This is a genomic window from Xanthomonas sp. NCPPB 2864 (assembly GCF_056675615.1).
In genome coordinates, this window is sequence record NZ_JBWWVS010000002.1 from 561,360 (window position 1) to 588,356 (window position 26,997).

Below are 26,997 nucleotides of genomic sequence, written 5' to 3' on the forward strand. Positions count from 1 at the left end.
CCTCAGGCCGCAACCGCCTTGGGCCCGGTCGCCGGCTGGTCCAGCGTAAACAGGCTCTCCGGCAACTCCTTGAACAACTGCGCCAGCTGCTCCAGGAACGCGGTCATGGCCGAGCTGCGGCGCCATGCCATGGCGATGCGGCGGCTGGGCTGCTTGTCTTCGCGGAAACGGATCAGGCGGATGTTCTCCGAGCGCGCGACCGGTGGTTTGACCGCCAGCAGCGGCAGCAAGGTCACGCCGACGTTGGCAGCCACCATCTGGCGCAGCGTCTCCAGGCTGGTGGCCTGGAATTCGGATTTTTCCAGCGCGCCGGCAAGATGGCAGACATCCAGCGCCTGCTCACGCAGGCAGTGGCCGTCTTCCAGCAACAACAGCCGCTGCTCGGACAGATCGTCCAGCGTCATGCTGTCGTGGCGCGACAGCGGATGGCCTTCCGGCACGGCCAGCACGAAGGGTTCCTCGAACAGGAATTCGGCATGCAGTTGCTCATCCTGCAACGGCAGTGCGAGCAGCGCCGCATCCAGACGGCCTTCGCGCAGCTGGTGTACCAGCTGATCGCTTTTTTCCTCGATCAGCAGCAGTTCCAGGCGCGGGAACCGCTCGCGGATCCGCGGCACCACATGCGGCAACAGATACGGCGCCAGGGTGGGAAAGATGCCCAGCCGCACGGTGCCGGCTTCCGGATCCTGGCTGCGCCGCGCGGCTTCCTTCATCTGTTCCACTTCGGCCACGATGCCGCGTGCGCGCATCGCCGCTTCGCGGCCGGCCGGGGTCAGCATCACCTTGCGCGGCGCACGTTCCACCAGCGGCACGCCGAGCTCGTCTTCGAGTTTCTTGATCTGTGTGGACAGCGTCGGTTGACTGACGAAGCAGGCCGTCGCAGCACGGCCGAAATGCTTGTGGTCGGCCAGGGCGACCAGATATTTCAGGTCACGCAGATTCATGTGCAGCAGCCCTCATTGCGGTGACGGGGTACGACTGGAGCTTAGCGCCCGGGCTGGCCGGGCGCTGGCTTGAGTACGCTTACGCTGCCTGGGCGACGTTGTCGGCGCTGACCGGTGCACTGGAGCGGATCAGGTAATCGAACGCGCTCAACGCAGCCTTGGAACCTTCGCCCATCGCGATCACGATCTGCTTGTACGGCACCGTGGTGGCGTCGCCGGCAGCGAATACGCCCGGAACATTGGTCTGGCCACGGTCGTCGACGATGATCTCGCCGCGTGGCGACAATGCCACCGAGCCCTTGAGGAATTCGGTGTTGGGCAGCAGGCCGATCTGCACGAACACGCCTTCCAGATCCACGTGCTGGATGTCGCCGCCGGTACGGTCCTTGTAGACCAGGCCGGTGACCTTCTGGCCATCGCCCAGCACTTCGGTGGTCTGCGCGCTGGTGATGATGCGCACGTTGTGCAGGCTGCGCAGCTTGCGTTGCAGCACTTCGTCGGCGCGCAGCTTGTCGTCGAACTCCACCAGCGTGACATGCGCCACGATACCGGCCAGATCGATCGCCGCCTCGACGCCCGAATTGCCGCCGCCGATCACCGCCACGCGCTTGCCCTTGAACAGCGGGCCATCGCAATGCGGGCAATAGGCCACGCCCTTGTTCTTGTATTGCTCTTCGCCTGGCACGTTCATCTGCCTCCAGCGCGCGCCGGTGGACAGGATCACGGTCTTGCTCTTGAGCGAGGCGCCATTGGCGAGCTTGATCTCGATCAGGCCATCGGCACCGGCCGGAATCAGCTGCTCGGCGCGCTGCAGGTTCATGATGTCCACGTCGTACAGGCGCACGTGTTGCTCGAGCGCGGCGGCCATCTTCGGGCCTTCGGTTTCCGGTACCGAGATGAAGTTTTCGATCGACATGGTGTCCAGCACCTGACCACCGAAACGCTCGGCGGCCACGCCGGTGCGGATGCCCTTGCGCGCGGCGTAGACGGCCGCTGCCGAGCCGGCCGGGCCACCGCCGACCACCAGCACCTCGAAGGCGTCCTTGGCGGCGATCTTGGCGGCGTCGCGCTTGGCCGCGTTGGTGTCGAGCTTGGCGACGATCTGTTCCAGCGTCATGCGGCCCTGGTCGAACAGCTCGCCGTTCAAGTAGACGGTGGGCACCGACATGATCTGGCGGGTTTCGACCTCGTCCTGGAACCACGCACCGTCGATGGCCACGTGCTTGATGCGCGGGTTGAGCACGGCGGCAAGATTCAGCGCCTGCACCACGTCCGGGCAGTTCTGGCACGACAGCGAGAAATAGGTTTCGAACTGGTAGTCGCCATCCAGGTGCTGCACCTGCTCGATCAGCTCGGCGGCGGCCTTGGACGGGTGACCGCCCACCTGCAGCAGCGCCAGCACCAGCGAGGTGAACTCGTGGCCCATCGGCAGGCCGGCAAAGCGCAGCGAGATGTCCTGGCCCGGCGTGGTCAGCGCGAACGAGGGCTTGCGCTGGTTGTCATCGCGGTGGATGTCCAGGCTGATCTTGTCCGACAGCAGCACCAGATCCTCGAGCAGGTCGAGCATTTCGCGCGAGCCGGCGCTTTCGTCGATCGAGGCGTTGATCTGGATCGGACGGGTAACCCGTTCCAGGTAGGCGGTCAGCTGGGTCTTGAGGTTGGCATCCAACATGGAGAACTCCTGGGAATGGGCAAGGGGAGGGCGTGGCGTCGCTGCGCTGAGGCAGGTCGCCGGGGAGGAGGGGATGAACCGCAGCCGGCGCGATGTCGGGAATGCGTGCTGGCGATGGCTGGCGGGCAGCCCGGCACCGGCTCCGGTTCACCCCCGGCCCAGTGCTGGGCCGGAGATGCTCCGGCCTCAACCACAGGCCGGAGGTATCAGTCGGTTTAGATCTTGCCGACCAGGTCCAGCGACGGAGCCAGGGTCTTGGCGCCTTCCTTCCACTTGGCCGGGCAGACCTGGCCCGGGTTGTTGGCGACGAACTGGGCAGCGGTCAGCTTGCGCAGCGTCTCGGTGACGTCGCGGGCGATCGCGTTGTCGTGGATCTCGAGGGTCTTGATGACGCCGTCCGGGTTGATGATGAAGGTGCCGCGCAGGGCCAGGCCTTCTTCTTCGATGTGCACGCCGAACGCGCGGGTCAGCTTGTGGGTCGGATCGCCGATCAGCGGGAACTGCGCCTTGCCCACGGCCGGCGAGGTTTCGTGCCACACCTTGTGCGAGAAGTGCGTATCGGTGGTGACGATGTAGACCTCGGCGCCTGCCTTCTGGAACGCGGCATAGTTGTCGGCGGCGTCTTCCACTTCGGTCGGGCAGTTGAAGGTGAAGGCGGCCGGCATGAAGATCAGCACCGACCACTTGCCCTTCAGGCTGGCCTCGGTGACTTCGATGAAGTTGCCGTTGTGGTACGCATTCGCCTTGAACGGCTGGACCTGAGTGTTGATAAGAGACATTGAGTTTCCTCGTGCGATGAAGGGGGCGGGGGATGGAACAGTCGCCATGGTAGGTAGGATCGATAGATTTCTCAAATCGATTGATGGAATTGTATAGATAGGCTGTGGCTATCGAGTTTGCAGACGGCGTCTGCCGCTGCAGGGGCCGATTCCATCTCCGATAATGGTCAGCCGATGTTGCGCATGAGTGAATGATCCGTATGAGTGAGGACCCAGCCGGTCTTGCCGCCGAGCAGTTGCTGCGGCGTGCGGTCGAGCGGATCGAGCGCAGTGATGCCGAGCCGCTGCTGCTGCACGCGCTGGGCCGCGACCGCGCCTGGCTGTTCGCGCATGGCCGCGATCCGGTCGAGTCGTCGGTCGCTCAGGCATTCGCGGCATTGGTGCAGCGGCGCCAGGCCGGCGAACCGGTGGCGTACCTGACCGGCACGCGTGGGTTCTGGACGCTGGATCTGGCGGTCTCCCCTGCCACGCTGATCCCGCGCGCCGACACCGAGGTGCTGGTCGAGCTGGCACTTGAGCGACTGGACGCCCGGCCGGGCCGCCGCGTTGCCGATTTGGGTACCGGCAGCGGCGCGATCGCGCTGGCCATCGCCAGCGAGCGGCCGCAGGCACAGGTGATCGCCACCGATGCCAGCGCGGCGGCGCTGGCGGTTGCCCGGCGCAATGCCGACAGCCACCGCTTACGCAATGTCGAATGCCGGCAGGGCAACTGGTTTGCGCCGCTGGCCGGCGAGCGCTTCGACCTGATTGCCAGCAACCCGCCGTATATCGCCGCGCAGGATCCGCATCTGGGCGAAGGCGACCTGCGCTACGAGCCGGCCAGTGCGCTGGCTTCCGGCCCCGATGGCCTGGACGACATCCGCCTGATCGTCGCCGATGCGCCTGCGCATCTGCTGTCGGGCGGCTGGCTGCTGCTCGAACACGGCTGGGACCAGGGCGCGGCGGTGGCCGGGCTGCTGCAGGCGCGTGGCTTCGACGCGGTGGCCACGCATCAGGACCTGGAGCAGCGTGACCGGGTGACGTCGGGGCGCTGGTCGCCCGCTGCGGGCTAGCGCGGCCGGCCACGGAGCGGTCGCCAGGTGGAGGGGGGACGGCGCGCTCGGAGCTGAAACAGGACATGCCGCTTCCGGGCACCGACCGTGCCCGTCCGGCGCTGCGTGCAGGAGCCTGGCTCCGTCGCTCCACGCCCTCGCGCTTCGCCGTGCGCCCGCCCTGGCTCGATCGCATGGGGCGCCCGCGTGTGCAGACCGGGTGCCGATACACTAGCGGTTTCCCGCAGGACCGACGCATGCGCACGCTCTATCCCGAGATCACGCCGTACGACCACGGCACCCTCCAGGTCGACGACCGCCACACGCTGTATTTCGAGCAGTGCGGCAATCCGCAGGGCAAGCCGGTGGTGATGCTGCACGGCGGCCCCGGCGGCGGTTGCAACGACAAGATGCGGCGCTTCCATGACCCGGCCAAATACCGCATCGTGCTGTTCGACCAGCGCGGCGCAGGCCGTTCCACCCCGCATGCCGATCTGGTGAACAACACCACCTGGGACCTGGTCGCCGACATCGAGCGCCTGCGCGAACACCTGGGCATCGCGCGCTGGCAGGTGTTCGGTGGCAGCTGGGGCTCGACCCTGGCGCTGGCCTATGCGCAGACCCATCCGCAGCAGGTCACCGAGCTGGTGCTGCGCGGCATCTTCCTGCTGCGCCGTTTCGAGCTGGAATGGTTCTATCAGCAGGGCGCCAGCCGGCTGTTTCCGGATGCCTGGGAGCATTACGTCAACGCGATTCCAGTGGTGGAGCGCGCCGATCTGATCTCCGCCTTCCATCGCCGCCTGACCAGCGACGACGAAGCCACGCGTCTGGCCGCGGCCAAGGCGTGGAGCGTGTGGGAAGGTGCCACCAGCTTCCTGCATGTGGACGCCGACTTCGTCACCGGACACGAGGACGCGCACTTCGCCCTGGCGTTCGCGCGCATCGAGAACCACTACTTCGTCAACGGCGGTTTCTTCGAGGTCGAAGACCAGTTGCTGCGTGACGCGCACCGCATCGCCGACATCCCCGGCGTGATCGTGCACGGCCGTTACGACGTGGTGTGCCCGCTGCAAAGCGCCTGGGACCTGCACAAGGTATGGCCGAAGGCACAGCTGCAGATCAGCCCGGCATCGGGGCATTCGGCCTTCGAGCCGGAAAATGTCGATGCGCTGGTGCGCGCCACCGACGGGTTCGCCTGAGCGCAACCGCGAGCGTGCACGGGAAGCTGCAGCAGCGCTCGCGCGCCAGCGGTAGGAGCGCACCCGGGCGCGACGTAGGGTAACGGGACGGCCTGTCGCGCCCGGGTGCGCTCCTACGAGGCAACCGTCGTCACCGAGGCTGCGGATCAGCGCGGCCGCCGCATGCTCCGTAGGAGTCAGTGCGGCAGCAGCGCCTGCGCCAGCGGCGGCAGGATGCGTGCCAGGCGCTGCGCCCACGCCTGTTGCCCGGCGGCATCGGCAATCAGGTCCTGGCGCAGTTCCAGTTCCACATGCAGCAGTCCGCGGCCTTCGCCGTAGACCGGAATCGCATAGTCGCTGGTGTCGCTGACCGCGTAGGGCTGGTTGTCGCCAACCACCAGATCCGGCTCGTTGCGCAAGGCCTGCAGCAGGCGGTGCGCCAGCCGCGTGTCGCGGTTGTACAGCACGCCGGCATGCCAGGGCCGTGCATTGCCGGCCATGATCGGCGTGAAGCTGTGCATCGACACCAGCACGGTGGGTTGCCCGCGCTGTGCGCGTGCATCCAGTTCCGCCGCAATGCGCGCGTGGTATGGCGCAAAGATCGCATCGATGCGCTGCTGCCGATCGTCGGCCGACAGCTGCAGGTTGCCCGGAACCGAGGTGCCGTCGCTGACCTCGGGCATCAGCGTGGCCGAACCATGCGGGCGATTGCAGTCGATCACCAGGCGCGAATAGGTCTGCGCGATGGCGACCGCATCCAGCGCATCGGCCAGCAGGCGGGTGACCTCGGCAATGCCGATATCCCAGCCGATATGGCGGTCCAGTTCCTGCTGCGGCAGGCCCAGATTGGCCAGCCGCGCCGGCACGCGCTGACCGGCGTGGTCGGCGATCAGCAGCCACGGCGAGGCGGCCTGCGGGTTGTGCACGCTGAACGGCGCGGGATCGTCGGCACCGAGCAGGCGGGCAGCGGTCGCTTCAGCCACGCGGGGTGCCGTCCAGTGCGTGATCGACCAGATACAGCCCGGCCCACAGCTTGGGATCCATCTGATAGCCCTCGGCCATCTTCTGCACCAGCCAGGCGCCGACCTGCGCGCGCGGGATCTCGTGCACGGTGATGTCTTCGCTGGCATCGCCGCCGCCGGCGCCGACCTTGCGCAGCCCGGTGGCGCGCACAAAGGCGATCTTCTCGCTGCTGGCGCCGGCAGAGGTCGGGCCGATCATCAGCACTTCGGCGTGCTCGGCGGTCCAGCCGGTTTCTTCTTCCAGTTCGCGAATGGCCGACAGCTCGATCGACTCGTCGGCATGCACGTCGCCGACCAGGCCGGCCGGCATTTCGATGGTGCGGGCCTGCAGCGGCACGCGGAACTGCTCGACGAACAACATCGCATCGTCCGGGGTCACCGCCACGATGATCGCGGCCAGGCCGCCGGCGTGCACGCGTTCGGAATATTCCCAGGTGCCGCGCACGACCATGCGCTGGTACTTGCCTTCGTAGACCACGGTGGGCGGGGTGTCGTGTCGGTTCATGGATGCAGGCCTTGTTCCAGGGAAACGGGAGTGCGCGGTGCCGGCGCGCCGCCGCAGGCGGCCAGCAACCGGCGCCGGGTGAGCGGGCCGAAGCGCAGGCTCTCGCACAAGCCGCCCAGCATGTCGGTATCGGCTGGCGCGCGCGTGAAACCGGCATCGGTCAGCGCCAGCGGCGCGTCAAGTGCGATGGTGGTGAGCTGACGCCACAGCAGCGCGTGTTCGCGTTGCTCGCGCAGGCGCGCGGCCATCTGCGCCGCGCCGCGCAGGCGCAGGAACGGGATCTCGTCGATGCGCTCCAGCAAGGCATCCAGGCTGCCGAAATGCGCCAGCAGGACCGCCGCCGATTTGGCGCCGATGCCGGTGACGCCGGGAATGTTGTCGATCGCATCGCCGCACAGCGCCAGGTAGTCGGCGATCTGATGGGCGTGCACGCCGTGGCGCGCCTTGACCCCGTCCATGCCCCAACGCAGGTTGCGCGCGTAATCCCACTGCTCGTCGTGTTCGAGCAGCAGCTGCGACAGATCCTTGTCGGCCGACACGATCACCCCGCGCAGGCCGTGCGCACGCACGCTGTGCAAGGCGCTGCCGATCAGGTCGTCGGCCTCGTAATCGCGGTGCGCCAGCACGCTCAGGCCCAATGCCGCGCACAGCGCCTTGCAATGCGCGAACTGGCGCCGCAACGCATCCGGTGCCGGAGTGCGATTGCCCTTGTAGGCCGGGTAGAGCGCATGCCGAAAACAGCTGTCCAGCGCCTCGTCGAAGGCGATGGTGATGTGCTGCGGATCCTCGCGTTCGAGCAGGTCGAGCAGGAAGCGCGCAAAGCCGTGCACGGCGTTGGTCGGCCAGCCTTGCGCATCCTGGAATTCGTCCGGGATCGAATGCCAGGCGCGGAACACGTACAGGCTGGCATCGACCAGATACAGCGGGGTCGGGCGGCTGATCGCTGCGGGCGCACCTGCAAGCATGGGGGTGTGCGTGGTCACGGGGTCCAGTCGCGCAGCAGCGCACGCGGGTCCGGGCGCTCGCGCTCTGGCACCTGCAGGCGCGGGGTGCCGATATGGATGAAACCGGCGATGCGCTCGTTCTGCTCCAGGCCCAGATAGCCGGTCACCGCCGGGTCGTAGGCCATCCACGCGGTCAGCCATTGCGCACCGAAGCCATGCGCCTGCGCGGCCTGCAGCAGCGCAAAACACACGCAGCCGGCGGTGAGCAGCTGTTCCTGCTCGGGCACCTTGTGCCCGGGGCGCAGCGCGGCGATGACCACGATCACCAGCGGCGCATCGTTGAAACGGTTGCGGTCTTTTTCGACCGCGGCGGGCGGCGCCAGCGGATCGGCGGCCAGGCTGCGCTCGGCCAGGAAATCGCCCAGTGCCTGGCGGGCATCGCCGCTGATGCGCAAGAAGCGGAACGGCACCAGCTTGCCGTGGTCGGGCACGCGCACTGCCGAGGTGAGCATGCGCAGCAGGGTGTCTTCATCCGGGCCGGGTTCGCCCAGCTGTTTGGAGGGGACCGAGCGGCGCGCGTCCAGCGCCTGGAGCGAATACGGTGCGTGCATAATTCCGGGTCGAGGCGAGGATGCGGGCAATTATAGACGGGCCCTTCCCAACGCCCGCCGCATCATGGGTGGCGGGCCGATGCCGGCCCGGTCGTGACATCCCCTCCATGTTCGTCCTGTGCGCCGCCCGATGACCCAGTTCGTATCCACCCCCGTGCTCCCCAGCCGCAATGCGCAGTTGCTCGATCAGGTACGCGAGATCGTGCTGGTGCCGCTGGCCGATGCCTTTGTCCAATTCCAGGACACCTTGGCCGAGGCGCTGTTCCAGCTGGCGGCCGATGCCGGCCCGGCCCAGAACGACTTCCTGGAAGCCATCCAGGCGGTGCGGCAGCAGCGCGAGCCGATCACCGCGCGTTTTCGCGGGCATCTGGCCAAGGCTTGGCAGGGGCTGGAATCCGGGCGGCCGTTGTCGGCCGATCGCAGCCTGGGACGTGGTGCGGCCGGGCTGACCCTGCTGCCCGAGCAGGACCTGGAGGTGCGCCTGGCGGTGCGCAACCTGGCCGGCGCGCTGCAGCACCAGTGGCGCACGGAGCTGATGCGGCTCAATCGCTATCTGGGCTTCATTGTCGGTGGGCTGCGTATCGATGGCGACAGCAATCCGTTCGGGCCGGAGCATCTGGGCGTGGCCCTGTACGAGGCCTTTCAGGGGGTGACGCTGGCGCCCAAGGCGCATCTGGCGGTGATCAAGGTCTGCGAGCAGCACCTGATGGAACGCGTCGGCCAGCGCTACGGCGCGCTGGAACAGGCGCTGGCGCAGGTGGCGCGCTTGCGCGAGTTGCCGCAGCCGCGCAGCCGGCGGCGCGGCATTCCGCGCCAGGACGAAGGCGCCGGCGAGCAGGCCGCCGAGACGCCGGACTGGATCGCACGCTTCTTCGCCGACTGGTCGGGCGGGCAGGGCGCGTTGGCTGGCGTCGAGGCGATCGACGTGCATCTGCGCAGCGGCCGCGAGCTGTTGCCGGCCGGCCTGCACCATTTGCTGCAGCATGCACGCCGCCAACGCGAACCCGATGGCGACACACCCGCACCTGCCGGGCAGCGCCTGCTGTCGCCGCGCGAGGTGGTGTCGGCGCTGTCGCTGCTGCAGACCATGCCTGCGGCCGGCTTCGATGCCATCGACGGCACCGATTCGGGCCTGGCATGTGGCCTGCGGCAGCAGGTCAGGCGCGCCGCCGCCGCGCTTGGGGTAGATCCGGCCACCACCTGCCTCAACCCCGACGACGAGGACGCGCTGGATCTGGTGGCCCTGTTGTTCGCCGCGATCCTGGTGCAGAGCCATCTGTCGGATGCGCAGCGCAGCCTGTTCGGCCAGTTGCTGGTGCCGATGGCCAAGCTGGCGATGCTGGACGGCCACCTGTTCGTGCGCGACGGCCATCCCGCACGCCGCCTGCTCAACCTGTTGGTCGACGCCTGCGATGGCAATGCCGGCGAAACTGCGGCAGATCAGGCCTTGCTCGGCCAGGTGCAGGCGGTGATCGACACGGTGGTGCGCGATTTCGACGAGCATCCGGGGCTGTTTCTGACGCTGGAGGCCGAGTTCGGCGCCAGCTACGAACAATATCGGCGCCGGGTGGAAATCGCCGAGCGCCGTGCCAGCGAATTGCAGCGCGCCGAAGAACGCCGCGAAGCCGCACGCAGCATTGCCGCGCAGGCGCTGGCAGAGCGCCTGGCGCGCGGGCCGCTGCCGCCGCTGGTCGAGCACTTCCTCGGCCGCGTCTGGCAGCCGTATGTGCAACAGGTGGCGTTGCGTGGCGACGGCACCGGCCAGGCCTTGGACGCGGCCGTGGCCCTGGGCGATGCGGTGTTGGCGCAACTGGGTGCTGCGCCTGGTGACGCCGCGCTGGAGCCGCAGCGTGCGCAGCTGCTGCAGGCTTTCGCGCTGGCCGGCCTGGCGCAACGCGACGCCGAGTTGGCCCTGCAGGAACTGCAGCGCGCGCTGCTGTCCACGTCATCGGTGCCGGCTGCTGGAGCGCCGGATCCCGCCCTGTTTGCGCCGACCTTGAGCGCGCTGCGCCCCAGCCCCGGTCCGGCCGAGCCGGTCGGCGAGCCGCTGACGCCGATGCTGGATGTCACTGCGCAGGTGGAATTCGATCGTGTCACCGCCGATTTCTTCCGCGGCATGGCGCTCGGCACCTGCCTGGAGTTCGTCGACCGGCATGGCCGCGTGCAGGCCGGCAGGTTGTGCTGGATCAGCCCGATCTCCGGGCGGCTGATGTTCGTCAACCGGCGCGGCGGGCGGCTGTGCGTGTCCTCGCCGGAGGAACTGGCGATGATGGTGTGGCTGGACCGCCTGCGTCTGCATCGCGACGAGGACGCGTTTTACAGCGCGATGCAGGATGTCGTCGATGCGCTGGACCGGCCGCACATGCTGAAGGCTTAACCCCCGCAGGCGGTTAATACGCGCTGGCAAGCGCCACCGCAGCGATGCACGCTAGGATGTCCGACTGACACGCAAACCCTGGGCGGTCACGACTAAAGTGCGAATTGCGTCACACTTAACAAACGAGCGAAACGCCTACCATGCGGTGGCGGAATTTGGGGCCGCGTCTGTTTTCTTTCGTTTGAATATTTTCACGCCTGCAGGGGCGGGGAGCCTTTGCGCATGACTTTTCAGCCCAGTCCGTCGGGACATCCGGGCCGTGACCAACGCTTGCTCGAACAGGCGCACGCCGTGTTCGTGCCCGCACTCGCGCAGGTTTTTGCCGCTGCAGTCGCACACTTTGACGATGTGCTGTTCGATCGCGCCGAATCCGCGGGCACATCGCAGTTGCTGTTTCTCGACGGCATGCGCGAGTTGCGCCGCAAGCGCGACGAAGTGGCCACGCGGTTCCGCCAGCAGCTGGACGACGGCTGGCAGGCGTTGTTGCTGGGCGAGCCGCTGTCGGCCGAGGTGGTCCTGGCAGGCGACATCGGCACCGGCCCGCTGAGTCTGGTGCCCGAACACGTGCTCGAATCGCGGCTGGCGGTGCGCAACCTGGCCACGGTGCTGCTGCGCGACTTCAAGCAGGTGCTGGCGCGGGTGGACCGCCGCCTGGGCTGGATCGCCGGCGGCCTGGAACTGGTGGCCGACACCAACCCGCTCGGTCCGGAGCATCTGGGCGTGGCGATCCACGAAGCCTTCGCCACCTGCGACCTGGCGCCGGAAGTGCGCCTGGTACTGATCAAGCTGTGCGAGCGCGACCTGGCCGAGCCGATCGGCAAGCTGTATGCGCGCCTGGACGAGACGCTGGCCAAGGCCGGCGTCATGCCGGAAATCTCCCAGCCCAAGCGCCCGCCGCCGCGCGTGCAGCCACGCGGCGACACGCCCGAGGAGCGCGCCCAGGCCGAGGCCCAGGGCGCGGCTGCCGACATCGGCGGCGACGACCAGAGCGACCAGTACGCACCGGCCTGGGCCAACCGCTTCCTGGACCGCTGGGCGCACAGCCGCGGCCGCATGCAGGCCGCCGCCCAGCGTGGCCAGGCCGGTGGCGGCGTTGCCGGCGGCATGGATGGGGGCGAGGCCGATCACCCCGGCGGCAGCCAGGGCATGTTGCTGGAAGCGTTGCACGAATTGCTGCAGCAGACCCGCAGCGTGCGCGACAACACCGCCTCTGCCGCATCGGTGGCGGTGGGCCAGCAACGCCCGCTGAGCCAGCGCGAGATGATGTCGGTGCTGTCGCTGCTGCAGGCCACGCCGAGCGCGACGCTGCAGGCGGCCATCGGCGACGACACCGAGTCGCTGGCGCAGCGGCTGAAGAACGAAGTGCTGTCCAGCGCCACGCGGCTGGGCGTGGACCCGGCGACCGCGCGCCTGGACCCGATGGATGAGGATGCGATCGACCTGGTCGGCATGCTGTTCGACGTGATGCTGGACGAGCGCGATCTGGAAAACCGTTCGCGCGAAATGATCGGCCGGCTGGTGGTGCCCTTCGTCAAGGTCGCGCTGCTGGATCGCAAGATGTTCGTGCAGAAGACCCATCCCGCGCGGCGCCTGCTCAATTCGCTGGCCGAGGCCTGCGAAGGCAACACCGGCGACAGCGCTGCCGAGCGTGTGCTGATGGGCAAGGTCGAGGAAATCGTCGACCGCCTGGTGGCCGAATTCAACGAGAACCTGGCGATCTTCCTGACCCTGGAAGAGGAATTCCGCGATTTCCTGTCGCAGCATCGGCGCCGGGTGGAAATTGCCGAGCGGCGCGCCACCGAAACCCAGCGCGGCCAGGAAAAGCTCGAGCTGGCACGCAGCCGCGCGCTGTCGGAGCTGGAACAGCGCACGCAGGCCGGCACGCCGCTGCCCAGGGCCGTGGAGGATTTCCTGCGTCAGCCGTGGCTGCACCATCTGACCATGGCGATCCTGCGCGACGGTGAGGAAGGTCCGGGCACCGTGGAGGCACTGGCCCTGGCCGATGGCGTACTGGAAGAACTGGCCGAGGCGCGTCGCCACATCGTCGGCAAGCCGTGGCTGCAGGTCTGGCAGCCGGCCCTGCATCGCGTATTTGCCAGCGTCGGCCTGCATGGCGACGCGGTGGTGGTGGCCATCACCGCATTGCACGACACCTTGCAGGCCATCGCCGAAGCGCGCCCGGAGCTGGAAAAGGCCTTGCCGGAACTGCCGCAGGTCAACCTGCCGCCGCCGGCTGCCGAAAGCGTCAGCGTGGTGCTGGGGGCCGAGGCGGTGGCGCAGAGCATCGACAGCGCCGATGCCGAGCGTTTCCGTGCGATGGATATCGGCACCTGGCTGGATTTCGTCGACAAGGACGGCAAGGTGCAGGCGGGCAAGCTGTCGTGGGTGAGCCCGATCTCGCAGCGGCTGCTGTTCGTCAATCGCCGCGGCGTACGCTTCTGCGTCGCTTCGCCGGAAGAACTGGCGGTGATGGTGCGCCTGGGCAGGCTGCGCGAGCACATCAACGACGGCGCCTTCGACAGCGCCATGCAGGGCGTCATCGACCGCCTGGATCCGTTGCACAACAGCACCGTGCACTAGCGGGTACCGCGCGATGCGCTTGCCGCATCGCGGTACGCTCAGGCCCGCGCCGGTCCGATAAAGTCCAGCGCCGCTTCGATGACCGAGGCATGGTCGACCATGCGGTTGTGTCCCAGGCCTTCGGTGGTCAGCAATTGCGCCTGCGGCCACAGCGCCGCAAAACGCGCGCCTTCGTCCCAGGGTGTCTCGCGGTCGCGGCGGTCATGGATGATCAGGGCCGGGCGCTGGAAACGCGGCAGATGCGGGGACGCATCGAAATCGGCAAAGCGTTTGCCGGTGATCGCATGCAGCAGGTTCTCGAACGGAACGAAGGTCTTGGCCGCGATGCCAAAGGCGCGGAACTGGCGGCGTGCGGTCTCGGCCGGGGCCAGCAATGGCGCGATCAGCACGTAGCGCGCCGGCTGCCAGGCCGCTTCATCGGCGAACACGACCGATGCCGAACCCAGCGAATGACCGATGAAGGCCGCCGGCCGGCCGAAGTGCCGCCCGATCCGGCGCAGCACCTCGACAAAGTGCGGCATGTAGCTGATGCGCCCACCGCTCAATCCGTGCCCGGCCTGGTCGAAGGCCACCACCGCATAGCCCAGCGCCTGCAGCCGTGGCACCCAGGCGGCAAAGCGCAGGCCATAGCTGGACCAGCCGTGGGAGAGCAGCACATACGGTTGCTGCGCCGGATCGCCCCAGACATACACCGCGATCTCGATGCCATCGATGGACAGGCTGTCGCGGCCCACGTCGGACAGCGTCGCCAGGGTGGATGCGGCATGCCGGCGCGATGCCGCATCCGGCGTCACGAAGCGGCGCGCCAGCAGGCGGCCGGTCGGCCCGGGAGCCAGGCGGCTGGCCGACCCGAACAACGTGCGGGTCAGGCGCATGCGCCAGCGGGAGAATGCCTTGGCCATGAAAAAACTCACTGGGGAGGGGCTGCATCCGGCGCCGATCTTGACGCTGGCAAGATGCGGGGGCGAGTCTGCACCTTCAATCTTGTCAGCGTCAAGATTCCCTGCTCCAATGACATCCCGATTTGCGAAGCCGCCATGTCCCACGCGCCCAGGTCAGCGACGTATCACCATGGCGATCTGCCCGCCGCCCTGCGCCGCGCGGCCTGGGAGATCGTCGGCGAATCGGGTCCGCGCGGGTTGAGCCTGCGCGAGTGCGCCCGCCGTGCGGGCGTTTCGCATGCCGCGCCGGCACATCACTTCGGCTCGCTGGAAGGTCTGGTGGTGGAACTGGTTGCAGACGGGTACGAACGCATGGTCGAGTGGATCATGCAGGCCCAGCGCGAGGTCGACCCACTGCTGGGTGGCGGCCTGGGCTATATCCGGTTCGCCATCGCCTACCCGCAGCAGTTTCGCCTGATGCAGAGCCTGGAGCCGCAGCGACGCAGCCTGCCGCGCCTGCTGGCGGCCACCGATGCGGCGATGGCCTGCCTGCGCGATGCCCTGCATGCGGCCTGGCTGGCCCGGCACGGCAGTGCGCCGGATGCGCACCTGCTGCATCAACGGGTGCTGCTGGCCTGGAGCGCGGCGCATGGTTATGCGTGTCTGGCCATCGACCACCGCACCGAAGTGGTGGCGCTGGCGCCGCCCGAGCAGTTGCTCGCCCCGATGCTGCCGGCCTTGCTGACGCCCTGAGCGTGGCTGCCGCGCTCTGCTAGCATCGCCGCGACGACAGGCGCGCGAGCGGAGCAGGCCATGGCTGTGCAGGTGCTGGTGCTGAAAGAACGCGCGGCAGGCGAGCGCCGCGTCGCCGCCACGCCGGAAACGGTCAGGAAACTGGTCGCGCTCGGCGCCAGCGTGTGGATCGAGCCAGGCGCCGGCTGTGCCAGTAGCATGGCCGACGCCGCGTATCTGCAGGCCGGGGCGCAGCTCGCCACGGCAGACACGCTGGCCCAGGCCGAGGTGCTGCTGAGCGTGCAGGCACCGCCCACCGAGCTTCTGCAGCAATGCAGGCCCCACACCGTGCTGATCGGCATGCTGGCGCCGGACGCCGACCCGGCACGTGCGCAGGCGATTGCCACCGGTGCGCTGGTCGCGTTTCCGCTGGAGCGCCTGCCGCGCACCACACGTGCGCAATCGATGGACGTCTTGAGTTCGCAGGCCGGCATGGCCGGCTACAAGGCCGTGCTGATCGCCGCGCAGCTGGCGCCGCGCTTCTTTCCGATGCTGACCACCGCCGCCGGCACCATGCGCCCGAGCAAGGTGTTGGTGATCGGTGCGGGCGTGGCCGGGCTGCAGGCGATCGCCACTGCCAAACGGTTGGGCGCGCAGGTCGAAGGCTTCGACGTGCGCCCGGAAACGCGCGAGCAGATCGCCTCGCTGGGTGCGCGCTTCCTGGATCTGGGCGTGAGCGCGGCCGGCGAGGGCGGTTATGCGCGCCAGCTCACCGACGACGAACGCGCCGAACAGCAACGCCGGCTGGCCGAACACCTCAAAGGCGTGGACGTGGTGGTCTGCACCGCCGCCGTGCCCGGCCGGCCGGCGCCGAAGATCCTGAGCACGGAGATGCTGCACGGCATGCGCGCCGGCAGCGTGATCGTCGATCTGGCCGCGGAAACCGGCGGCAATTGCGCTGCCACCCGGCCCGGCGATACCTATGAGCGCGACGGCGTGGTGATCGCCGGGCCGCTCAACCTGGCTAGCCAGGGCGCGGTGCACGCCAGCGAGATGTTCGCGCGCAACGTCTACGCGTTCGCCGCATTGCTGATCAAGGATGGCGCGCTGTCGTTCGACTGGGACGACGAACTGCTGGCCAAGACACGCTGGTCGGCGCCAGCGACTGCGTAGCTCCGCCGAGCCCATGCGCCTTGCGCACTGGCGGGTAGGAGCGCGCTGGCGCGCGATGGCGCTTTATCGGTAACGATCCGTCGCGCGATGGCGCTTATCTGTAATGCTCCATCGCGCGCCAGCGCGCTCCTACGGGGGCTGCGCGCATGTCCGCCTGTGACCGGGATGAACCCGTGCGCTGGCGTGGCGCGCTTGCCGCGGCAGCGCTGCGTCAATCGTCGGTGGGCGGATGCTCGCGCAGCCAGGTGCTGCGCTCGGCCGGGCTCATCTTCTGCCAGCGTTGCTGCAGCTCATTGCGTTGTTGCTGGTTGAGCGTGCGCATGCGTTCGAACAAGGCCTTGGCCTCGCGGCGTTGCTCCGGGCTCATGTTGCGGAAGCGGTCCATGCCGGCCTTGGCCTGTTTGCGCTGCTCCGGGGTCATGTCCAGCCAGCGGCGCGCATGCCGGTACATGCGCGGGCGTTCTTCCGGCACATCGTTCCAGCGTTCGCGCAGCGCATCGATCAACACCTGCCGCTGCTGCTGGGTGAGCTTGTCCCACTCGGGCATCGGCGTGTCTGCCTCGCGCGGTCCGGGTCCTCGCGGGCCGGGGCCATCCGGCGGTGGCGGTCCCGGCGGTCCGGGGGAATGGGCCTGAGCCAGCAGGGATGCGCAAGGCGCGGCGCACAGCAGCAGGGTCAACAACAGGCGGGTGGTGCGGGTCATCGTGGTTATTCCATGGCCAGGGCGGTATCGGACCCCAGCCAGACGTACAGGTCCGGGTTCTGGGTCAGCATGTCGTCGGTATCGGTGGTGGTGCCGGCGACCACCTGGGTCGGGGTGCGGTCCGGCGAGGCGCGCTCGCCTGGACGCAGCTGCAGGCCGATGCCGACCGCCAGCAGGCCGGAACACGCGGTCGCCAGCAACCAGTAGCCGCGCCGGGCGCGCGTGGGAGCGGCCGCATGACGGGCCTGGCGCAGGCGCGCCAGGGTCTGCGGCGGCAGGCTGGTCAGTGCGGAGGCATGCAGCTGGCGCAGGTGCGCATCCAGCTGGGCCGGGTCGTGGGAGCGGTTCACAGGAAATCCTCGAACTGTTTTTGCAACGCGTCGCGCGCACGCGACAGGTGGGTTTTGACCGAGCCTTCCGAGCAGCCCATCGCCTTGGCGGTGGTGGCCACGTCCAGGTCTTCCAGCACGCGCAGCGTGAACGCTTCGCGCTGGCGCGCAGGCAGGTTGCGCAAGGCCTCGACCAGCCGTTGGTAGGCCTGTTGATGCTGTTGTTCGTCCACCGGGCCGGTGCCGGGGGCGGCCCAGTCGATGGTGCCCTCGTCGTCGGCGCGTTCGGCCGGCGCCCAGAACTTCAGGCGGAAGCTGCGCCGGCGCTGCAGGTCGATGATGCGGCTGCGCAGGATGCTCCAGAACAGCGGCGTCCATTCGGCGGCCGGGCGCTCGCGGTAGCCGAGCAGCTTCACCATGGCGTCCTGCACGGCGTCCAGCGCATCTTCGCGGTGACGCAGGCCGGCCTCGGCAAAGCGGAACGCACGCGGGCCGATGCCGGCCAGGAAGGCGTCCAGCGAAACCGGCACGGTGGCGGCCGGTGCGGCAGGTTGCGGATCGAAAGGGGTTCCCACCAGCACAGCGTAGCTTCCGCGGAGACGATACGACGTCAACGGGCGAGTGCCGATTCGGTTGACACGCGCCCGGGCGCGCACGGCGTGGGTATGATCGGCGGGCCGCACCGGCCAGTGGAGCGAACGACGATGAGCGACGGATTCGTAGCGCTGTACATCTTCATGCTGGCGGCCATCGCCGGCCACGTGATCATCTCGCGGGTGCCGGTGATCCTGCATACCCCGCTGATGTCCGGCTCCAACTTCATCCACGGCATCGTGCTGATCGGTGCGATGGTGGTGCTGGGGCATGCCGATACCACGCTGGAAAAGGCGCTGGGATTTGTCGCGGTGATGCTGGGTGCGGGCAATGCGGCCGGTGGTTACGTGGTGACCGAGCGGATGCTGGACATGTTCAAGTCCAGCAAGAAGCCGTCGGGCGGGGACGCGCCATGAACGTCTCCACTGCCGAGCTGCTGGCATGGCTGGTGAAGTCCAGCTATCTGGTCGCGGCGACCTTGTTCCTGCTCGGGCTGCAGCGCATGGCGTCGCCGCTGACCGCGCGCAGCGGCATCCGCTGGGCCGGGCTCGGCATGTTGATAGCCACGGTGGCGACATTCTTCCTGCCCGAGCTGCGTAACGTGCCGCTGATCCTGGCCGCGCTGGCGATCGGTACCTGGGTGGCGTGGTGGTCGGCCAGGAAGGTTGCCATCACCGACATGCCGCAGATGGTGGCCTTGTACAACGGCATGGGCGGCGGCTCGGCGGCGGCGATCGGGGCGGTGGAGTTGCTGCGCTTTGCCTTCTTCGCCAACCGCGACACCACCCACTGGAGCGCTCAGGCGATCGCCGAACTGGCGGCGCGGCGGCCGGACACCACCACGGTGGTGCTGGCGGTGGTGGGCTCGGCGATCGGCGCAGTGTCGCTGTCCGGGTCGATCGTGGCCTGGGCCAAGCTGGATGGCCGGCTCGACCGTCGGGTGACCTTTGCGGGCCAGCAGGCCTTCAATCTGCTGGTGGCACTGGCGGTGCTGGTGCTCGGCATCTGGGCGGCCAGCAGCCTGCAGCCGCTGGCGATCATCGCCTTCTTCGTGGTGGCGCTGGCGCTGGGTGTATTGATGACGCTGCCGATCGGCGGTGCCGACATGCCGGTGGTGATCTCGCTGTACAACGCATTCACCGGCCTGGCGGTGGCGTTCGAAGGCTATGTGCTGGGCAACGAGGCGCTGATCATCGCCGGCATGATGGTCGGCGCGGCCGGCATCCTGCTGACGCGCCTGATGGCCAAGGCGATGAACCGGCCGATCAGCGGCGTGCTGTTTTCCAACTTCGGCGGCGGCGGGCAGGCGCAGGAGATCGCCGGGGCGCAGAAGCCGATCGAGGCCGGCGACGTGGCGGCGATGATGGCGTTCGCCGAGCGGGTGGTGATCGTGCCCGGCTACGGCATGGCGGTGGCACAGGCGCAGCACAAGATCTGGGAGCTGGCGCAGCGGCTGATCGCGCGCGGGGTCAAGGTGAAGTTCGCAATCCACCCGGTCGCCGGGCGCATGCCCGGGCACATGAACGTGCTGCTGGCCGAAGCCGGCGTGCCCTACGACCTGATCGCCGACATGGACGACATCAACCCCGAGTTCGCCAGCACCGACGTGTCGCTGGTGATCGGCGCCAACGACGTGGTCAACCCGGTGGCCAGGACCGACCCGGCCAGCCCGATCTACGGCATGCCGATACTGGACGTGGTCAATTCGAAGAACACGGTAGTGATCAAGCGCGGCAAGGGCACCGGCTTTGCCGGTATCGAGAATGCGCTGTTTTACGCCGACAACACCCGCATGCTGTACGGCGATGGCGCGGAAGCGGCCGGCGCGCTGGTCAGCGAGCTGAAGGCGCTGGACGGGAGCAGACACTGAGACGTCGCTTCAAGAAAATACCGGGCTTTGTGGGGCGTAGCGGTGTTTAAAGACATTCAAAAGCTCGGCTCTTCGAGTGCGCGGTGCCCTTACCGCTTGCGGGACACGCCGTGAATCCATCCATGGAGGCTCCTTGGCGGCATCCATGCCGCCAAGGGTCCCGCAACCGGCAAGGACACCGCACCAGGAAGTTGGTCGGTGGTCGAATAAAAAGCTGCCTGTTGCGATTGCAAGTCTTGCGTCGGGACGCTGAAACGTTTGCAGCTTGCTTTGTTGAGCCGCTGCCGTTACTCGGTTTGCGCTGGAAAGCTGATCGAACGCACGGTGATCCGAACAACACACACCATGCTTTGCTTGCAACCAAACCTACCGACCATCTCGACAGGTCCTTGCCGGCCCATCGTCGCGGGACCTTACGCGGCATGGATGCCGCGTAAGAGCCTACATGGACGTACTTGCGGCGTGTCCTGCGATGGTGGGCCGGCAAGGACCCTGCAGCAAACTCACAGCGTCGGGGGCGCGGCGAGGACACCGCATCGGTTACCGGTTGCTCTGTCGAAAACCATTCACACCGACTATCTTGACTGGTCCTTGTCCGCTCACCGTCGCGGGACCTTACGCGGCATGGATGCCGCGTAAGAGCCTACAAGGACGTACTTGCGGCGTGTCCTGCGATGGTGGGCGGGCAAGGGCCTTGCAGCAAACTCACAGCGTCAAGGGCCCCGCAGCCAAGCCGCAGAGCTCTCCCGGATATCGCTGCGTCAGGAAAATAAAGCGCCAGCACTGAGCAGGAGCGGCGTGACTTGAGTTGTGCACATGAAGCATCAGCTTCCACGGATGCCTAGTGGCAGCCATTGCGAACGCGTCCGACTCAGCGCGCCGCCCACCACGCCAGGACCAGCGCGGCGGCATAGCACAGCAAGTCGAAGCCGTTGTTGGCCAGTTGCAGCAGGGTCCAGGCCAGCCCGGTGCCCATCTTCTGTGCCGAGGTCCACGGGTCCAGGCCCAGTGCGTTGCCCAGCTGCGCCGAGGCGATGCCCCAGTTGGCGCCGACGATGATCAGCGCGGTCGCCACGACCGCGATGCCGATGCGCAAGGGACCGGCGCCCAGCGTGCCCAGGCGCAGCATCCAGACGATTTCCAGCGCTACCAGCACCGCCATCCAGCCGGCCTGGTTGCCCAGGGCGAGCGCGATGAGCATCCAGGCGATCAGGGCGGTGACGCACCCCAGCAGCAGGAGCGGGGGCCAGAGCCAGTGGGCAGTTCTGGCGGACGCGGTGGTAGGCGGCATTGGAGCTCCTGACAGTGCGCACATGATAAAGCGCGCGATGTACTTTGCGCGGTGATGGACGCGCCGATGGAATGCAGCGTCGTCGCTGGCTCCATCCCGCAACGGCAGCGGCCTTGCCGTGGTCGGCTAGAATGGCGGACTTGCGCGCATCCGCCGCGGCCCCATATCCAGCCCATGTACTCCCGTAGCAGCGAACCCGTCCAGTTCGAACGCGATTGCGATGCCGTCATGGTGCCGCAGGGCGATTCGGTGACCCTGCCCGCAGGCAGTTACGGCTATATCACCCAGGCGCTGGGTGGCAGCTACACGGTCTTTGTCGAAGGCAACCTGTTCCGCATTGCCGGCAAGGATGGCGATGCGATCGGCAAGGAGGCCCCGCCGGGGCTGGAACTGCCCGCCGATGCCAGCGACGAAGAGGTGGAGGCTCTGGTGTGGCAGCAGCTGCGCACCTGTTTCGACCCCGAGATCCCGTTCAACATCGTCGATCTGGGCCTGGTCTACGAGGCGGTGGTCAGCCATCGCGAGGAAGACGATCAGCGCCGGGTGGACGTCAAAATGACCCTCACCGCGCCCGGTTGCGGCATGGGCGAGATCCTGGTCGACGACGTGCGCAGCAAGGTCGAAATGATTCCGACCATTGCCGAGGCCGACGTCGAGCTGGTCTTCGACCCGCCGTGGGGCCGGCATATGATGTCCGAAGCAGCCCGTCTCGAGACCGGCATGCTCTGACCGTCAGGCGCCATGTCCAACAGGTGGCGCCGCGTCCTTTCGCCCGCCCTACAGGAATCTTCCGGTGTCCGTGTCCTTCGCTTCCACCCGTTCCCCGTCGCCGCGCAGTGCCGACGAGCTGTCCGTGATCCTGGCCGCGCCCGGCTTCGGGCTGCATTTCACCGACCACATGGTCGCCATTTCCTGGACCAACGAGCTCGGTTGGCACGACGCGCAGGTACGCGCGTACGGCCCGCTGCAGCTGGATCCGGCCGCCTCGGTGCTGCATTACGGCCAGGAAATCTTCGAAGGCATCAAGGCCTACCGGCATGCCGACGGCTCGATCTGGACCTTTCGCCCGCAGGCCAATGGCGAGCGGCTGCAGCGCTCGGCGCGGCGGCTGGCGCTGCCGGAACTGCCGGTGGACCTGTTCGTCGAATCGCTGCGCCAGCTGGTGGCGGTGGATGCGAGCTGGGTGCCGTCGGCCCCGGAAACCAGCCTGTACTTCCGCCCGTTCATGATTGCCGACGAGGCGTTCCTGGGCGTGCGTGCGGCGCACAAGGCCTCGTACTACGTCATCGCAAGTCCCGCCGGTCCGTATTTCGCCAAGGGCGTGGCACCGGTGTCGATCTGGTTGTCCACCGAGTACGCACGAGCGGCCAAGGGCGGCACCGGTGCGGCCAAGTGCGGCGGTAACTATGCCGCCTCGCTGCTGCCGCAGCAGAAGGCCTATGCGCAAGGCTGCTCGCAGGTGCTGTTCCTGGACCCGGTGGAAGGCAAATACATCGAAGAACTGGGCGGCATGAACGTGTTCCTGGTCTACAAGGACGGCACGCTGGTGACGCCGGAACTGTCCGGCAGCATCCTGGAAGGCATCACCCGCGACAGCATCCTGCAACTGGCCCGCGATCGCGGCATGCAGGTGATCGAGCGCAAGGTCGCCATCGACGAGTGGAAGCAGGGCGTGGCGTCGGGCGAGATCACCGAGGTGTTCGCCTGCGGCACCGCTGCCGTGGTCACCCCGATCGGCGAGCTGAAGGGCGATGGCTTTGCGGTCGGCGATCTCTCCGCACCGGCCGGCGAGGTGACCATGTCGCTGCGCCAGGAGCTGACCGACATCCAGTACGGGCGCGTCCCGGACCGCCACGGTTGGCTGGTGCGTCTGTCCTGAGCCAGCGCATCGCGTCAAAGAAGGCCTCTGCGCGGTCGCGCAGGGGCCTTTTTTTTGGGGCAACGCAGCAGGTGTGTGCCAATTCATGTCCGGATGTGTCGTCAACTGGCTGAACGGTGCCGTACGGTGTCACAAATCTGATATTTAATTTTTCGAAAGTGCGAACTTCTTATTGTCCAGTCTGGTTGTAGTGCGGTAGGTTCGCTGAACGGATCGATAACAGGGGATCGGTCCGGGACCTCGGTGCTGACCTATGGAAGGCGGCACCGGCTACCACCGCTACGGCGGTTCTCTTTGATCTAGAAGGGAATTCGATGTCGAACGAGTCTTTCCGCAAGCGCCCCCGCGCACTGACCATCCTGAGCGCAGCTGCGCTGACCTCGTTGTTGCTGGCAACCCCGGCCTTTGCCGGCGAGGTGTATCTGGATGGCCTGGCCACCGCCCAAACCCACCAGAAATTCATCGTGACCTATAAGGACGGCAGCACCGCGCTGGCCAGTCCAACCGCGCTGAGCACCTCGCTGCGCACCGCCGCGCGCGCTGTTCCGGCCAAGGCCGGCAAGGCGTTGGGCCTGAACTCGGTGCGCCGCCTGGCGCTGGGACCGGAGCTGGTCAAGGCCGACCGTGCACTCGACCGTGCCGAAGCCGAGACCCTGATGCGCCAACTGGCCTCCGACCCCAACGTGCAGAGCGTGGAAGTTGACCAGATCCTGCACGCCACGCTGACCCCGAACGACACCCGCCTGTCCGAGCAGTGGGCCTTCGGCACCACCAATGCCGGCCTCAATATCCGCCCGGCCTGGGACAAGGCCACCGGCGCCAATGTGGTGGTGGCGGTGATCGACACCGGCATCACCACCCATGCCGATCTCAACGCCAACATCCTGCCGGGCTACGACTTCATCAGCGATGCCGCCACGGCGCGCGATGGCAACGGGCGCGACAGCAATCCCGCCGACGAAGGCGACTGGTACGCCGCCAATGAATGCGGCTCCGGCATTCCCGCCGCCAACTCCAGCTGGCATGGCACCCATGTGGCCGGCACGGTGGCCGCAGTGACCAACAACACCACCGGCGTGGCGGGGACCGCCTACAACGCCAAGGTCGTGCCGGTGCGCGTACTCGGCAAGTGCGGCGGCTCGCTGTCGGATATCGCCGACGCCATCATCTGGGCCTCCGGCGGCAGCGTCAGCGGCGTGCCGGCCAACGCCAATCCGGCCGAAGTGATCAACATGTCGCTCGGCGGCGGCGGTACCTGCTCGACCACCATGCAGAATGCGATCAGCGGTGCGGTATCGCGCGGCACCACGGTGGTGGTGGCGGCAGGCAACGATTCTGCCAACGTGTCCGGTTCGCTGCCGGCCAACTGCGCCAACGTGATCGCGGTGGCAGCCACCACCTCGGCCGGCGCCAAGGCCAGCTATTCCAACTTCGGCACCGGGATCGACGTGTCGGCGCCGGGTTCGGCGATCCTGTCCACGCTCAACAGCGGCACCACCACCCCGGGCAGCGCCAGCTACGCGTCCTACAACGGCACCTCGATGGCGGCGCCGCATGTGGCCGGCGTGGTCGCGCTGGTGCAGTCGGTCGCGCCGAGCGCACTCACCCCGGCTGCCGTGGAAACCCTGTTGAAGAACACCGCGCGTGCGCTGCCGGGCGCCTGCTCGGGCGGCTGCGGCGCCGGCATCGTCAATGCCGATGCGGCGGTGACTGCCGCCATCAGTGGCAGCAATGGCGGCGGCGGCACCGGCAACACCCTGACCAACGGCACGCCGGTCACCGGACTGGGCGCAGCCACGGGTGCGGAACTGAACTACACCATCGCAGTGCCGGCCGGTAGCGGCACGCTGACCGTGGCGATTAGTGGCGGCAGCGGCGATGCAGACCTGTACGTGCGTGCCGGCAGTGCGCCGACCGACACCACCTACACCTGCCGTCCGTACCGTAGCGGCAATGCCGAGACCTGCAGCATCAGCGCGCCGTCTGGCACTTACTACGTGCGCCTCAAGGCGTACAGCACGTTCTCCGGCGTGACCTTGCGCGCCAGTTACTGAGGCACGTCGGCACTGCCTGGCCCCGGCCAGGCAGTGCCGATCCGATCCGCTTCACCCCATCAGCGACCTATTGCCCACGTCTGCCGCATCGGCAGGCGCCGGCGGTGTGTTGCCGCTCGACCGGAATGGACATCGGTCAGTCGTCTCGCCGGGCGCCCGCGCCCGTGCACTGCCTGACCCGATCCGCAGCACGTGGAGCCGGTTTGGCCATCTCGCCGCAATTGCGGTACCTCTCAATTAAGGAACGATCGATGTCCAATGTGTCGCAACGTCGTGCGCCCACGCGCGCGCTGGTGGTTCTAGGTGTGTCCGCGCTGACCTCGCTGCTGGCAGTGCCGGCGTTTGCTGGTCAGGTCAATCTTTCCGGGCTGGATTCGCAGCCCACCCTGGACCGCTTCATCGTCAAGTACAGGGACGGTTCCAGCGCCGCGGTGAGCCCGACCTCGCTGCGCGCATCGCTCAATTCGGTCGCCACCGCCGTGCCGGCCCGCGCCGGCCGTGCGCTGGGCCTGAATCACGTGCGTCGTACCGCACTGGGGTCGGAAGTGCTCAAGACCGACCGTGGCCTGGACCGTGCCGAGGCCGAGACGCTGATGCGCCGGATCGCCGCCGACCCGAGCGTGGAGTACGTGGAAGTCGATCAGATCATGTACCCGACGCTGACCCCCAACGACACCCGTCTGTCCGAGCAGTGGGGTTTCGGCACCACCGCCTCGAGCATCAACGTGCGTCCGGCCTGGGATACCGCCACCGGCACCGGCGTGGTGGTGGCAGTGATCGACACCGGCATCACCAGCCACCCGGACCTCAACGCCAACGTGCTGCCGGGCTACGACTTCATCAGCGACGCGGCGCGTGCGCGCGACAACAATGGCCGCGACAACAACCCGGCCGACCAGGGCGACTGGCGCGCAGCCAACCAATGCGGCTCCGGCGTGGCAGCGGCCAACTCCAGCTGGCACGGGACCCATGTGGCCGGCACAATTGCCGCGGTCACCAACAACAGCACCGGCGTGGCGGGGACCGCGTTCAATGCGCGCATCGTGCCGGTGCGTGCGCTGGGCCTGTGCGGCGGCACCACCTCCGACATTGCCGACGCAATCGTGTGGGCATCCGGCGGCACCGTCTCCGGCGTGCCGGCCAATGCCAATCCGGCCGAAGTGATCAACATGTCGCTGGGCGGCAACGGCACCTGCTCGAGCACCTACCAGAACGCCATCAATGGCGCGGTGTCGCGCGGCACCACGGTGGTGGTGGCGGCCGGCAACAGCAATGCCAACGTGGCCAACTTCACCCCGGCCAGCTGCGCCAACGTGATCTCGGTGGCGTCGATCACCTCGGCCGGTGCGCGTTCGAGCTTCTCCAACTTTGGCAGCACCATCGACATCTCCGGCCCGGGCTCGGCGATCCTGTCCACGCTCAACAGCGGCACCACCACCCCGGGCAGCGCCAGCTACGCCTCCTACAACGGTACGTCGATGGCGGCACCGCACGTGGCCGGCGTGGTGGCGCTGGTGCAGTCGGTGGCCAGCCGTCCGCTGACCCCGGCTGCAGTGGAAACGCTGTTGAAGAACACCGCCCGTCCGCTGCCGGGCGCCTGCTCGGGCGGCTGCGGTGCCGGCATCGTCAACGCGGCCGGTGCGGTCAGCCAGACCCCGTAAGACGCCTCGCGGTGCCAGCGGCCGAGCCGTTGGCACCGCTGCGGTCTGCGTGATGCGGTGTGTCTGCAGCACGCTCGATACCCCCATTGCCCCGCCAGAGTGCGGGGCAATGGCGTTTTGGGGGCAGCGCTGGAGGGTGGGACGGCGCGGTCCTGGCCGCCGCCGGCATCTGCCTCTCGAGCGGCCA

At 67.8% G+C, this 26,997-nt stretch carries 24 protein-coding genes; 12 read left to right on the forward strand and 12 right to left on the reverse strand.

All coding sequences use genetic code 11. The features are described 5' to 3' along the window. Positions 1-2: 2 nt before the first annotated feature. From AC1KVE_RS07370 to ahpC, 3 genes are all read right to left on the reverse strand, one after another. The gene (locus AC1KVE_RS07370; protein ID WP_024940621.1) at positions 3-944 is read right to left on the reverse strand and encodes a LysR substrate-binding domain-containing protein; all 942 of its coding nucleotides are present in this window, start codon (positions 942-944) and stop codon (positions 3-5) included. Positions 945-1,023: 79 nt separating this feature from the next. Further along, positions 1,024-2,616 (reverse strand): alkyl hydroperoxide reductase subunit F, encoded by a 1,593-nt coding sequence (ahpF, locus tag AC1KVE_RS07375; protein WP_481093056.1) that lies wholly within the window; start codon positions 2,614-2,616, stop codon positions 1,024-1,026. Between the two features lie 215 nt (positions 2,617-2,831). Beyond that, positions 2,832-3,395, reverse strand: coding sequence for an alkyl hydroperoxide reductase subunit C (ahpC, locus tag AC1KVE_RS07380; RefSeq protein WP_016900725.1), 564 nt, complete (start codon positions 3,393-3,395; stop codon positions 2,832-2,834). A 200-nt stretch (positions 3,396-3,595) separates the two neighbouring features. Between ahpC and prmC the strand changes: the two genes are divergently transcribed. Both prmC and pip read left to right on the forward strand, forming a co-directional pair. Beyond that, entirely contained in the window at positions 3,596-4,447 is an 852-nt protein-coding gene (gene prmC / locus AC1KVE_RS07385; protein WP_065032006.1) for a peptide chain release factor N(5)-glutamine methyltransferase, read from the forward strand. A 236-nt stretch (positions 4,448-4,683) separates the two neighbouring features. Further along, positions 4,684-5,625, forward strand: a complete 942-nt coding sequence (pip, locus tag AC1KVE_RS07390; RefSeq protein WP_039512881.1) for a prolyl aminopeptidase — start codon at positions 4,684-4,686, stop codon at positions 5,623-5,625. A gap of 176 nt (positions 5,626-5,801) precedes the next feature. Here pip and AC1KVE_RS07395 read toward each other — a convergent pair whose 3' ends face one another. Genes AC1KVE_RS07395 through AC1KVE_RS07410 form a run of 4 tightly spaced genes read right to left on the reverse strand, consistent with a single transcriptional unit; the run spans position 5,802 to position 8,686 of the window. Then, complete coding sequence (locus tag AC1KVE_RS07395) at positions 5,802-6,587, reverse strand: N-formylglutamate amidohydrolase (protein ID WP_104568885.1); 786 nt, start codon at positions 6,585-6,587, stop codon at positions 5,802-5,804. Continuing rightward, on the reverse strand, positions 6,580-7,131 hold the full coding sequence (locus AC1KVE_RS07400; RefSeq protein ID WP_005988855.1) for an NUDIX hydrolase: 552 nt from the start codon (positions 7,129-7,131) through the stop codon (positions 6,580-6,582). Before AC1KVE_RS07400 ends, AC1KVE_RS07395 begins: the two co-directional genes overlap by 8 nt. Then, the gene (locus tag AC1KVE_RS07405) at positions 7,128-8,096 is read right to left on the reverse strand and encodes a 5'-3' exonuclease (protein ID WP_221202393.1); all 969 of its coding nucleotides are present in this window, start codon (positions 8,094-8,096) and stop codon (positions 7,128-7,130) included. Before AC1KVE_RS07405 ends, AC1KVE_RS07400 begins: the two co-directional genes overlap by 4 nt. 14 nt (positions 8,097-8,110) lie before the next feature. Then, on the reverse strand, positions 8,111-8,686 hold the full coding sequence (locus AC1KVE_RS07410; protein ID WP_039523709.1) for a nitroreductase family protein: 576 nt from the start codon (positions 8,684-8,686) through the stop codon (positions 8,111-8,113). Positions 8,687-8,816: 130 nt separating this feature from the next. On the opposite strand from AC1KVE_RS07410, the gene AC1KVE_RS07415 reads away from it, so the two are divergent. Both AC1KVE_RS07415 and AC1KVE_RS07420 read left to right on the forward strand, forming a co-directional pair. Next, complete coding sequence (locus AC1KVE_RS07415; RefSeq protein WP_481092156.1) at positions 8,817-11,063, forward strand: DUF1631 domain-containing protein; 2,247 nt, start codon at positions 8,817-8,819, stop codon at positions 11,061-11,063. 222 nt (positions 11,064-11,285) lie between these two features. Continuing rightward, a complete protein-coding gene (locus AC1KVE_RS07420; protein ID WP_046345787.1) occupies positions 11,286-13,643 on the forward strand; it encodes a DUF1631 domain-containing protein in 2,358 nt (785 codons plus the stop codon). Between the two features lie 38 nt (positions 13,644-13,681). Here AC1KVE_RS07420 and AC1KVE_RS07425 read toward each other — a convergent pair whose 3' ends face one another. Beyond that, complete coding sequence (locus AC1KVE_RS07425) at positions 13,682-14,545, reverse strand: alpha/beta hydrolase (RefSeq protein ID WP_481092155.1); 864 nt, start codon at positions 14,543-14,545, stop codon at positions 13,682-13,684. A gap of 135 nt (positions 14,546-14,680) precedes the next feature. Between AC1KVE_RS07425 and AC1KVE_RS07430 the strand changes: the two genes are divergently transcribed. Together AC1KVE_RS07430 and AC1KVE_RS07435 are read left to right on the forward strand one after the other, a co-directional pair. Then, positions 14,681-15,277, forward strand: a complete 597-nt coding sequence (locus AC1KVE_RS07430) for a TetR/AcrR family transcriptional regulator (RefSeq protein ID WP_481092154.1) — start codon at positions 14,681-14,683, stop codon at positions 15,275-15,277. 60 nt (positions 15,278-15,337) lie between these two features. Further along, positions 15,338-16,429, forward strand: a complete 1,092-nt coding sequence (locus AC1KVE_RS07435; RefSeq protein WP_481092153.1) for an NAD(P) transhydrogenase subunit alpha — start codon at positions 15,338-15,340, stop codon at positions 16,427-16,429. A 211-nt stretch (positions 16,430-16,640) separates the two neighbouring features. Here AC1KVE_RS07435 and AC1KVE_RS07440 read toward each other — a convergent pair whose 3' ends face one another. Genes AC1KVE_RS07440 through AC1KVE_RS07450 form a run of 3 tightly spaced genes read right to left on the reverse strand, consistent with a single transcriptional unit; the run spans position 16,641 to position 18,042 of the window. Continuing rightward, positions 16,641-17,132, reverse strand: coding sequence for a DUF3106 domain-containing protein (locus tag AC1KVE_RS07440; RefSeq protein ID WP_039810786.1), 492 nt, complete (start codon positions 17,130-17,132; stop codon positions 16,641-16,643). A gap of 5 nt (positions 17,133-17,137) precedes the next feature. Then, the gene (locus tag AC1KVE_RS07445; RefSeq protein ID WP_104590445.1) at positions 17,138-17,482 is read right to left on the reverse strand and encodes a hypothetical protein; all 345 of its coding nucleotides are present in this window, start codon (positions 17,480-17,482) and stop codon (positions 17,138-17,140) included. Further along, positions 17,479-18,042 carry an RNA polymerase sigma factor gene (locus AC1KVE_RS07450; RefSeq protein ID WP_481092152.1) on the reverse strand — a complete coding sequence of 188 codons (564 nt, stop codon included), beginning with the start codon at positions 18,040-18,042 and terminating at the stop codon, positions 17,479-17,481. Before AC1KVE_RS07450 ends, AC1KVE_RS07445 begins: the two co-directional genes overlap by 4 nt. Before the next feature lie 123 nt (positions 18,043-18,165). Between AC1KVE_RS07450 and AC1KVE_RS07455 the strand changes: the two genes are divergently transcribed. Continuing rightward, a complete protein-coding gene (locus tag AC1KVE_RS07455) occupies positions 18,166-18,471 on the forward strand; it encodes an NAD(P) transhydrogenase subunit alpha part 2 (protein WP_046346232.1) in 306 nt (101 codons plus the stop codon). Continuing rightward, positions 18,468-19,925, forward strand: a complete 1,458-nt coding sequence (locus tag AC1KVE_RS07460; RefSeq protein ID WP_481092151.1) for an NAD(P)(+) transhydrogenase (Re/Si-specific) subunit beta — start codon at positions 18,468-18,470, stop codon at positions 19,923-19,925. The genes AC1KVE_RS07455 and AC1KVE_RS07460 overlap by 4 nt, the downstream gene beginning before the upstream one ends. Positions 19,926-20,796: 871 nt before the next feature. Here AC1KVE_RS07460 and AC1KVE_RS07465 read toward each other — a convergent pair. Then, positions 20,797-21,216, reverse strand: a complete 420-nt coding sequence (locus AC1KVE_RS07465) for a hypothetical protein (protein WP_102254755.1) — start codon at positions 21,214-21,216, stop codon at positions 20,797-20,799. Between the two features lie 174 nt (positions 21,217-21,390). Between AC1KVE_RS07465 and sufT the strand changes: the two genes are divergently transcribed. The 4 genes from sufT (at position 21,391) to AC1KVE_RS07485 (ending at position 26,810) form a co-directional block, all read left to right on the forward strand. Further along, positions 21,391-21,945 carry a putative Fe-S cluster assembly protein SufT gene (gene sufT, locus AC1KVE_RS07470; RefSeq protein WP_016900709.1) on the forward strand — a complete coding sequence of 185 codons (555 nt, stop codon included), beginning with the start codon at positions 21,391-21,393 and terminating at the stop codon, positions 21,943-21,945. 64 nt (positions 21,946-22,009) lie between these two features. Beyond that, a complete protein-coding gene (locus AC1KVE_RS07475; protein ID WP_039523741.1) occupies positions 22,010-23,095 on the forward strand; it encodes a branched-chain amino acid aminotransferase in 1,086 nt (361 codons plus the stop codon). Between the two features lie 314 nt (positions 23,096-23,409). After that, a complete protein-coding gene (locus tag AC1KVE_RS07480) occupies positions 23,410-25,149 on the forward strand; it encodes a S8 family peptidase (RefSeq protein WP_481092150.1) in 1,740 nt (579 codons plus the stop codon). A 251-nt stretch (positions 25,150-25,400) separates the two neighbouring features. Further along, positions 25,401-26,810, forward strand: coding sequence for a S8 family peptidase (locus tag AC1KVE_RS07485; RefSeq protein WP_024938590.1), 1,410 nt, complete (start codon positions 25,401-25,403; stop codon positions 26,808-26,810). Positions 26,811-26,997: the final 187 nt, after the last annotated feature.